This window comes from Stenotrophomonas sp. TWI602 (assembly GCF_039674045.1).
Lineage (GTDB): Bacteria > Pseudomonadota > Gammaproteobacteria > Xanthomonadales > Xanthomonadaceae > Stenotrophomonas.
In genome coordinates this window covers 62,339-69,731 of record NZ_JBDJMT010000018.1, presented here as the reverse complement: position 1 = coordinate 69,731, position 7,393 = coordinate 62,339, and the positions used below count along the sequence as shown (strand labels likewise).

Annotated in this window: 8 protein-coding genes, 1 tRNA gene and 1 other RNA gene; 6 read left to right on the top strand and 4 right to left on the bottom strand. The window is 67.3% G+C overall.

The genetic code is table 11. From position 1 onward, the window contains the following. Positions 1–241 precede the first annotated feature (241 nt). Entirely contained in the window at positions 242–649 is a 408-nt protein-coding gene (locus tag ABE483_RS15035; RefSeq protein WP_019185792.1) for a DUF6165 family protein, read from the top strand. On the opposite strand, the gene ABE483_RS15030 is transcribed toward ABE483_RS15035, so the two are convergent. Continuing rightward, positions 628–1,683, bottom strand: a complete 1,056-nt coding sequence (locus ABE483_RS15030) for a glycosyltransferase family 9 protein (RefSeq protein WP_346481958.1) — start codon at positions 1,681–1,683, stop codon at positions 628–630. The two genes, ABE483_RS15035 and ABE483_RS15030, sit on opposite strands and share 22 nt — an antisense overlap. A gap of 21 nt (positions 1,684–1,704) precedes the next feature. Here ABE483_RS15030 and ABE483_RS15025 point away from each other — a divergent pair, with 21 nt between their 5' ends. The 3 genes from ABE483_RS15025 to ABE483_RS15015 are packed head-to-tail and all read left to right on the top strand — an operon-like array spanning position 1,705 to position 3,592. Further along, the gene (locus ABE483_RS15025) at positions 1,705–2,454 is read left to right on the top strand and encodes a 3-deoxy-D-manno-octulosonic acid kinase (RefSeq protein WP_313212245.1); all 750 of its coding nucleotides are present in this window, start codon (positions 1,705–1,707) and stop codon (positions 2,452–2,454) included. Continuing rightward, positions 2,454–3,221 (top strand): MBL fold metallo-hydrolase, encoded by a 768-nt coding sequence (locus tag ABE483_RS15020; RefSeq protein WP_346481957.1) that lies wholly within the window; start codon positions 2,454–2,456, stop codon positions 3,219–3,221. The genes ABE483_RS15025 and ABE483_RS15020 overlap by 1 nt, the downstream gene beginning before the upstream one ends. A 2-nt stretch (positions 3,222–3,223) precedes the next feature. Further along, positions 3,224–3,592, top strand: coding sequence for a nuclear transport factor 2 family protein (locus ABE483_RS15015; protein ID WP_346481956.1), 369 nt, complete (start codon positions 3,224–3,226; stop codon positions 3,590–3,592). A 44-nt stretch (positions 3,593–3,636) separates the two neighbouring features. Here the strand turns inward: ABE483_RS15015 and ffs are convergent. Further along, positions 3,637–3,733, bottom strand: an RNA gene (gene ffs, locus ABE483_RS15010) — signal recognition particle sRNA small type. 278 nt (positions 3,734–4,011) lie between these two features. Between ffs and ABE483_RS15005 the strand changes: the two genes are divergently transcribed. After that, entirely contained in the window at positions 4,012–4,329 is a 318-nt protein-coding gene (locus ABE483_RS15005; protein ID WP_123728503.1) for a multidrug efflux SMR transporter, read from the top strand. Between the two features lie 90 nt (positions 4,330–4,419). Here ABE483_RS15005 and ABE483_RS15000 read toward each other — a convergent pair whose 3' ends face one another. Beyond that, on the bottom strand, positions 4,420–4,872 hold the full coding sequence (locus ABE483_RS15000; RefSeq protein WP_346481955.1) for a GNAT family N-acetyltransferase: 453 nt from the start codon (positions 4,870–4,872) through the stop codon (positions 4,420–4,422). Between the two features lie 288 nt (positions 4,873–5,160). After that, positions 5,161–5,253: transfer RNA gene (locus ABE483_RS14995), tRNA-Ser, on the bottom strand. A gap of 136 nt (positions 5,254–5,389) precedes the next feature. Between ABE483_RS14995 and dnaX the strand changes: the two genes are divergently transcribed. Next, entirely contained in the window at positions 5,390–7,393 is a 2,004-nt protein-coding gene (dnaX, locus tag ABE483_RS14990; protein WP_346481954.1) for a DNA polymerase III subunit gamma/tau, read from the top strand.

Here is a 7,393-nt window from a genome sequence, read left to right as displayed (position 1 = left end):
GCGTGGGGACCCAAGCTACCCAGCGGTCGCAAGACCTAGAGCCACACGGTCGCCCACGCCGGGCTCTCGGCACCTAAAGTGCCAGATCGGCAAGAGATAAGAGCCACGCCATGCGTGGCTGCCTCCCGATCACCGCGCAGCCACGCACGGCGTGGCTCTACCCGAGGGGCCGCACCCTCAGGCCACACCCCTCCAACATGCGCTCCGCTAAACTGCCCGCCTCACGTAACGGATCCCCACCATGACCGCTGAAATCCTCGTCCCCGTGTCCTTCGGTGAACTGCTCGACAAGATCTCGATCCTGCAGATCAAATCCGAGCGCATCAGCGACGAGGCCAAGCTGGCCAACATCCGCACCGAGCTGAGCGCGCTGGAAAAGACCTGGATGGCGCACCCGGCCGGGGTCAAGGACATCGCCCGCCTGCGTGCCGAGCTCAAGGCCGTCAACGAGCGCCTGTGGGACATCGAAGACAACATCCGCCTGCAGGACAAAGCCCAGGCCTTCGACGACCACTTCGTCGAACTGGCCCGCAGCGTCTACCAGCAGAACGATGAGCGTGCCCGCATCAAGAAGGACATCAACCTGGCGCTGGGCTCGCTCTACGTGGAAGAGAAGTCGTACAAGGATTACGCGCCGCGCGGGGCGTAATCGGCCACATAGCGCTCGAAGGCGGCAATGCCGTCCTCGACCGTGATCAGCTGCATCACGTCGTCGAACTCGACCTTCGCGCCCCACTTCAGTTCGCTGGCCGGCTTGCCCAGGAATCTGCGCGCGGCGTCGTCGTAGCGGTCCACGCAGTAGCGCCGGTCGGAGTAGGGGCCGCTGCGGTGCGGGTTGCTGGCCGCGTGCAGGCCCAGCACCTTGGTGCCCATCGCGTTGGCGATATGCATCGGGCCCGAATCGGGCGTCATTACCAGTGCGGCGCGCGCCAACAGCGCGGGCAGCTGCTTGAGGGTGTCCTTGCCGACCAGATCCAGCGGCGGGGTGGTCAGCTGCGCCTGGATGGCATCGGCCATGCCGCGCTCCAGATCGCTACGCCCACCGCACAGCACCACCCGCCAGCCGCGCGCGGTGGCGTGGTTGGCCACGGCCGCATAGCGATCGGCATACCAGTTGCGGCGCACGTGGCTGGAGCAGGGCGAAATCATCAGCACCGGGCGGCCGTCGTCGGCCCACTGGGCATTGGCCCACTCGAACGCCGCCGGCGGCACGGCCAGATCCCAGCTGACCTCGGTCTGTTTCAGGCCCAGTGGCTCGCAGAAGCTGCCGATCGCGTCGAGCACGTGGATGCCCGGGCGGTCGGGGATGCGCTCATTGATAAACAGCCCGTGAAGGTCCTTGGAGCGCGATCTGTCGTAGCCGATGCGGCGCTTGGCCGGCACGAAGGCAGACAGCACGTTGGCGCGGAAGGCGACCTGCATCTGCAGCAGCGCATCGAAACGCCCCGCAGGGAGGCTCTCGCGCAGGGCGCGCATGCCGGCCAGGCCGGTCTTCTTGTCGTAGCTGTGGAAGGTCACGCCCGGCAGCCCATCGAGCAGCTTGTGGCCGGCCTTGTCGATGATCCAGTGCAGCGACACGCCGGGATCGGCCTGCTGCAGGGTGCGCACCAGCGGCACCACATGGGTCACGTCCCCCAGCGCGGACAAACGCAAAAGACACAAGGAAGAGGACGTTGGTGCCATGGTGTTGTTAGACTCGAAGGAATGGTCGCATTCGACGCCACTGAAGCGCTGACGCCCTGCCGCGATGGACGCGGTATCGGTGCCATTCTGTTCGACCGCGAAGCCTTGCGGCAAGCCGAGATGAGCCTGTTCGCGCCGGCCCACTGGGGCGAGCGGGCACGACCGGTCGCCGATGGCGGTCGCGGCGGCGCCTGGTTCGTCGATGCCCCCTTCGGTCATGCCGTGCTGCGCCAGTACCTGCGCGGCGGCCTGGCGGCCAAGCTCAGCCGGGACCACTACCTCTGGCGCGGCGCCAACCGCACCCGCAGTTTTGCCGAATTCCGGCTGATGCGCGCCCTGCACGCGCAGAAGCTGCCGGTGCCGCGGCCGATCGCCGCGTTCTACATGCGCGAAGGCCTGCGCTACAAAGCGGCGATCCTGATGGAGCGGCTGGAGGGCGTGCGCTCGCTGGCCGATCGGGCGCTGGTCGCCGGGCGCGGCGCTCCCTGGGAAGAGACCGGCCGGCTGATCGCGCGCTTCCATCGCGCCGGGCTGGACCATGCCGATCTCAACGCCCACAACATTCTGTTCGACGCCAACGGCCACGGGTGGCTGATCGATTTCGATCGCGGCGTGCTGCGCATTCCCGCCACCCGCTGGCGCGAACGCAATCTCAAGCGGCTGCTGCGCTCGCTGATCAAGCTGCGCGGTGAGCGCAGCCATGAGGATGTCGAGAAGGACTACGCACGGCTGCGCCGCGCCTACGACCTGGCCTGGAACCGGGGTTACTGATGGACTGGGCATTGCGTTTCATGGGGGTCGGCAATGCGTCGGCCGTGCAGCTGGGTTCGCCGATGGCGGTGATCGAGCGCGATGGCCGCCCGTGGCTCACCATCGATTGCGGCGGGGAAGGGCTGACCGCCTTCCAGGCGCACTACGGGCATGTGCCGCAGGCACTGTTCGTCACCCATGTGCACCTGGACCATGTCGCCGGTTTCGAACGCCTGTTCGTGGATGCGTATTTCTCGCCGCAGCGTCGTGGGCGCATCCGCCTCTACGTGCCGGCGACGGTCGTGCCGCTGCTGCACAAGCGCGTGGCCGATTACCCGAACGTGCTGGCCGAGGGCGGTGCGAACTTCTGGGATGCGTTCCAGCTGATCGTGGTCGGCGATGCGTTCTGGCATGACGGCGTGCGTCTGGAAGTCTTCCCGGTGCGTCATCACTGGCCGGAAACCGCCTATGGCCTGCGCCTGAAGGGTGCGGTCACCTGGAGTGGTGATACCCGCCCGATTCCGGAAATGCTGGCGCGCTACGCCGACGACAACGAACTGATCGCCCACGACTGCGGCCTGCACGGCAATCCCTCGCACACCGGTGTGGACGACCTGGAGCGTGAGTACACGCCCGAGCTGCAGGCGCGGATGATGCTCTATCACTACGCCAGCGAGACGGACGGCGAGGCGCTGCGCCAGCGTGGCCACCGTGTGGCCCTGCCCGGTGAGCGTGTGGCGCTGGCCACCCCGACCGCCATGCATGTGCTGGCCCAGGATCCGCCCTGAGCATGGACGACGCGCTGGCCGCCCAGCTGCAGGCGCTCGAACGCGCGTTGCATGCGCCGGCGGTTCGCGGTGATGTCGCGCAGTTGGCGGCACTGTTGGATGATGACTTTCGCGAGATCGGCAGCTCGGGCACCTGTTTCGACCGTGCTGCTGCGTTGGCCGAGATTCCGCGTGAGCGCGCGGAGGTGGAGATCGTGTCCTGCGATTATGACGTCGCTCTGTTGGCCCCGACGCTGGCGCAGGTGCGATACCGCAGCTGGTATGTGATCGAAGGGGTGCGCCAACGTGAGGTGCTGCGCAGCTCGCTGTGGCGGCTGCACGGCGAGGCATGGCGGGTGGTGTTTCATCAGGGCACGCCCGCGGCGCCTTGAGCGGCAGCATCGCGAAGGAAAACAGGGGGCCCAAAAAGGTGGCGGCCCCGCCGGCTGACCTCGGCGCCCGCGTCGATCGATACCGTTGCTGCCTTCCGGCCCTGGCGGGATTTTCGACCTAGCGTCGCGAGGGGCCGACGGGGCCACCATAGAGACGTTCCGGCTGCAGGGCGATCAGGGATCAGCCGGCCGCAGGCGGAAGGTGCACCGCAGGAACAGGCCCGGCAGTGCAGTCGCGCATTCTAGCGCATGCGTGGCACGCAGTGCCAGACGCGGAGGCTGAATCCCGTGTAGCCCGTCGTGATACGGAGCGGCCAATGTGCGGGCGGGTTGCTAAAATGCGCGGCACAGGAGGAACGGCCTCCCCCATTTCGGGAATCACTGACCAGGACGGCCTGGCCCCCATCAAGGAGGGCCGCATGGCCTGGATCTATCTGTTGGCAGCGGGTGTACTGGAAATCGTCTGGGCGTTCTCGATGAAGCAGTCCGAGGGGTTCAGCAAGCTCACCCCCTCGATCATCACCCTCGTCACCATGATCGCCAGCTTCTGGCTGCTGTCATTGGCAATGCGCACGTTGCCGCTGGGCACCGCGTACACGATCTGGACCGGCATCGGCGCGGTCGGTGCGTTCGTGATCGGTATTACCTTCCTCGGCGAGCAGGTCAGCGCGATGCGGATTGCCGCGGCGGTGTTGATCGTGAGCGGGTTGGTGTTGATGAAGTTGAGCAGCAGCTGAGGCGTTCAAAATGCACGCTGCGCGCTCGGGGGTAGAGCCACGCCATGCGTGGCTGACGTAACCCTGACGCACTCCAATCACTGGCGCCGCTCAACGTGGCGCCAGTTCGAGTGCCATCTCCACCGCATCCAGCCCGGGGCCATGCCCATCGGGGGTGATGTGGGTGATGACGAAGCCGAGGCCGGCGTAGAACGCCTGCGTGTGCTGGCTGGTGCTGAGCGTTACGCGCTGGGCGCCGAGCGTTTCTGCGTGGGCCAGGCGTGCGTGGGAGAGCTCAGTGCCGAGGCCTTGGCGATGACGGGTGCGGTCAACCATGCCCCAGCAGAAGGCCGCGGTGTGTTCGTTGTCGAGGGCCAGGCCGCCGCAGGCGACAAGGTGGCCGTTGTGGTCGATGACCAGATAGTCGTGGGCGCGGTGTGGGTGGAGCAGGTAAGTGGCGAAGTTGTGGCGTTCGTGTGGGGCGAAGTAACGCGGCACGTTGGTGTCGAACAGTGCCAGGCAGGCGGGGGCGTCGGTTGGGGTGTAGGGGCGCAGGGTGGGCATGGGGGGACTTTGGCATGGGTTGGCTGCGCAAAGAGCAGCCGACCAGCGGTCGGCTCTACCGTTAGCGGTGGCGACGCAGAGGCTTCGGATGCAGGGTGGCCGCTTCATCGGGATTGCTGGCTGCATCCATGCACCCAGCCCTTCCGCGCTGACGCGCTCCAGGGCCAGCCGTTCGGCTGTCCGGATTCGCTCCTGGCGAATCCGTCGAACCCATTGGGGTTCTCGGCCCCCATGCTGTCCGTCGCACAAATAAAAAGGCCGCCCCTGGGGGCGGCCTTTTTATTTGTCTGGCGGAGAGAGGGGGATTCGAACCCCCGAAGCGCGGTTTAGACGCTTACACACTTTCCAGGCGTGCTCCTTCAACCGCTCGGACACCTCTCCGGACCTGCTGCAATAACCCGCTGCAGGGGCGCAGATTCTAGCGGGGGAATCGGAATCGCACAAGCGGTTCGTCACAGGGGGCAGGGGGGCTGGACAGGCGTGGCACAATGGTCGTCCCGATGAAGACGGTGGCCTGATGTCCTATCTCGTCCTTGCCCGCAAGTGGCGTCCGAAGCGTTTTGCCGAGCTGGTGGGCCAGGAACACGTGGTCCGTGCGCTCAGCAATGCGCTGGACAGCGGCCGGGTGCACCATGCGTTCCTGTTTACCGGCACCCGCGGGGTCGGCAAGACCACCATTGCCCGTATTTTTGCCAAGTCGCTGAACTGCGAGCAGGGCACCAGCGCCGATCCATGCGGTCAGTGTCCGGCCTGCCTGGATATCGACTCCGGCCGCTACATCGATCTGCTCGAGATCGATGCTGCGTCCAATACCGGTGTGGATGATGTCCGCGAGGTGATCGAGAACGCCCAGTACATGCCCTCCCGGGGCAAGTACAAGGTCTACCTGATCGACGAAGTGCACATGCTGTCCAAGGCGGCGTTCAATGCGCTGCTCAAAACGCTGGAAGAGCCGCCGGAGCATGTGAAGTTCCTGCTGGCCACCACCGATCCGCAGAAGCTGCCGGTGACGGTGCTCTCGCGCTGCCTGCAGTTCAACCTGAAGCGGTTGGACGAGGACCAGATCCAGGGCCAGATGACCAAGATCCTGGCCGCCGAGGAGATCGAGTCCGACCCGACCGCGATCGTGCAGCTGGCCAAGGCGGCCGATGGCAGCCTGCGTGACGGCCTGTCGCTGCTGGACCAGGCGATCGCCTATGCCGGCGGCGCGCTGCGCGAGGACGTGGTGCGCGCGATGCTGGGCACGGTCGACCGCACCCAGGTCGCGGCGATGCTGGATGCGCTCGCCGATGGTGATGGCCCGCGCCTGCTGCAGACCGTGGCCCTGCTGGCCGAGTTCTCGCCGGACTGGAGCGGGGTGCTCGATGCCTTGGCCGAAGCCCTGCACCGGATCCAGGTGCAGCAGCTGGTGCCGGGCGCCGCGACGGCGGGCGAGGGGATCGATGCCGAGGCCTTCGCCCAGCGGCTGCGCCCGGAAGTGGTCCAGCTCTGGTATCAGATGGCCCTGGGCGGCCGTCGTGACCTGCACCTGGCCCCGAGCCCGCGCGCCGGGTTCGAGATGGCCGTGCTGCGCATGCTGGCGTTCCGTCCGGCCGCCGCCGTACCGCCGGTGCCCCGCGATCCGGGCACCGGGACCGAGGTGAACAGTGGTGGCCAGGCCAGCGGCCAGGGCACCGGCATGGCCGCTGCGTCAGCGAGCGCGGCTCCGGCCGCAGCGCCGACCAAGGCGAGCGCCCCCGTCGCTCAGGCGGCCGCTGTGGCCCCCGTCGTTGCGCCGGTCTCCGCAGCGCCCGAGGCGCCCATGGCGCCGGCACCCAAGAAGCCTGCCCCAGTCCCGGCAGCCGCCGAACCGGTGAAACCGGCCAAGCCTGCCGTCTCAGCCCCCGCGGCCGACGACGATCTGCCGCCGTGGCACCGTGAAAGCGATGCCGCCGATCGCGACGAAGCGCTGGCTGCTGAAATGGCCACCCCGGATGCGGCCATGGTCGCCCCGTGGGAAGCGCCGGCCGAGCGGACCGTGGCACCGGCTGCTCCCGCGCCTGCACGGGAAGCTCCCGCCCCGGTGTCCCGCCCGGAGGGCATCGCCATCGCCCCCTCGGCGCCGGATACCGCGCCCTCGGAGCCACAGGGCGACCTGACCGCCGATGCCTGGCTGGAACTGGTGGCTGGCAGCCAGCTCAATGGCCCGTCCAAACAGCTGGCCGCGCACTCGGCGTTCATCAGCTACCAGCACGGCGTCTTGAAACTGGCGATTTCGCCCGGATTTGAGTACTTGAGTTCGGACCGCTCGCAGGCGGCGCTGATCGCGGCGTTGACCGGCCCCTTGGGGCAGGCCCCGCGCCTGGTGATCGATACCGGTGCAGCCGGTGCCGAGACCCTGCATCAGCGCGCTGACCGTCAGCGTGGCGAACGCCAAACGGCGGCGGAAGCCGCTTTCATGGCCGATCCTTCGGTGCAGTTGCTGGTCCAGCAACACGGTGCCCGGGTCGTCGCCGATTCCATTCGTCCTTTTGAAGAGTAA

What these genes read in the sequence shown, in the direction of transcription:
- ABE483_RS15035 (WP_019185792.1), top strand. Translation starts at nt 242, where the DNA reads ATGACCGCTGAAATCCTCGTCCCCGTGTCCTTCGGTGAACTGCTCGAC.
- ABE483_RS15030 (WP_346481958.1), bottom strand. Translation starts at nt 1,683, where the DNA reads ATGGCACCAACGTCCTCTTCCTTGTGTCTTTTGCGTTTGTCCGCGCTG.
- ABE483_RS15025 (WP_313212245.1), top strand. Translation starts at nt 1,705, where the DNA reads ATGGTCGCATTCGACGCCACTGAAGCGCTGACGCCCTGCCGCGATGGA.
- ABE483_RS15020 (WP_346481957.1), top strand. Translation starts at nt 2,454, where the DNA reads ATGGACTGGGCATTGCGTTTCATGGGGGTCGGCAATGCGTCGGCCGTG.
- ABE483_RS15015 (WP_346481956.1), top strand. Translation starts at nt 3,224, where the DNA reads ATGGACGACGCGCTGGCCGCCCAGCTGCAGGCGCTCGAACGCGCGTTG.
- ABE483_RS15005 (WP_123728503.1), top strand. Translation starts at nt 4,012, where the DNA reads ATGGCCTGGATCTATCTGTTGGCAGCGGGTGTACTGGAAATCGTCTGG.
- ABE483_RS15000 (WP_346481955.1), bottom strand. Translation starts at nt 4,872, where the DNA reads ATGCCCACCCTGCGCCCCTACACCCCAACCGACGCCCCCGCCTGCCTG.
- dnaX (WP_346481954.1), top strand. Translation starts at nt 5,390, where the DNA reads ATGTCCTATCTCGTCCTTGCCCGCAAGTGGCGTCCGAAGCGTTTTGCC.